At 71.3% G+C, this 984-nt stretch carries 1 protein-coding gene; it reads left to right on the plus strand.

Annotated features, from left to right (window positions below):
- Positions 1-984 (plus strand): alpha-amylase family glycosyl hydrolase (locus G3N99_RS40970; RefSeq protein WP_241012110.1); only part of this gene is annotated, 984 nt, incomplete at both ends.

A 984-nucleotide genomic window follows, 5' to 3' on the forward strand; every position in this document is an offset into this window, starting at 1 on the left:
GGCCACGCACTGCGTGGTCGCTACGCGCGCGGTGAGGCCCTAGCGCGGCCCGATCCCGCGTCGCGCTTCCAGCCCGGCGGCGTGGAAGGCCCGAGCCAGGTCGTCGATCCGGCTGCGTACCGCTGGCGCCACGACGCGTGGCGCGGCCGCCCGTGGCATGAAACGGTGCTGTACGAGCTGCACATCGGCGCATGCGGCGGCCACGCGAGCGTCGAGCGGCGCCTGCCGGAAATCGCCGCGCTCGGCGTGACCGCCGTCGAGCTGATGCCCGTCAACGCGTTCCCCGGCATGCGCAACTGGGGCTACGACGGCGTGCTGCCGTTCGCGCCCGATGCATCGTACGGGCGGCCCGAGGAACTGAAGGCGCTCGTCGATGCCGCGCACGGGCTCGAGTTGCAGGTGTTCCTCGACGTCGTCTACAACCACTTCGGCCCGGAAGGCAACCTGCTGCCGCGCTACGCGCCCGCGTTCTTCCGCACCGACCGGCAGACCGCGTGGGGGCCGGCCATCGACTTTTCGCGCGAACAGACCAGCGCGTTCTTCATCGAGAACGCGCTGTACTGGCTCGACGAATTCCGTTTCGACGGGCTGCGCATCGATGCCGCGCACGCGATCGACGACGACGCGTGGCTGCGCGAACTCGCGCGCCGCGTGCGCGCGTACGCGGGCGACACGCGCCATGTGCACCTCGTGCTCGAGAACGAGCGCAATGCGGCGAGCCTGCTCGGGCCCGACGGCTTCGACGCACAATGGAACGACGACCTCCACAACAGCGCGCACGTGCTGCTGACCGGCGAGCGCGACGGCTACTACCGCGCGTACGCCGACGCGCCGTTGCGCCATCTCGCGCGTACGCTCGGCGAAGGCTTCGCGTACCAGGGCGAACCGTCGCCGCTGCACGACGGCGCCGCGCGCGGCGAACCGAGCGCGCACCTGCCGCCGACCGCGTTCGTCGCATTCCTGCAGAACCACGACCAGGTCGGC

The organism is Burkholderia sp. Ac-20392 (assembly GCF_017104585.1).
GTDB classification, from domain to species: Bacteria; Pseudomonadota; Gammaproteobacteria; order Burkholderiales; family Burkholderiaceae; genus Burkholderia; species Burkholderia lata.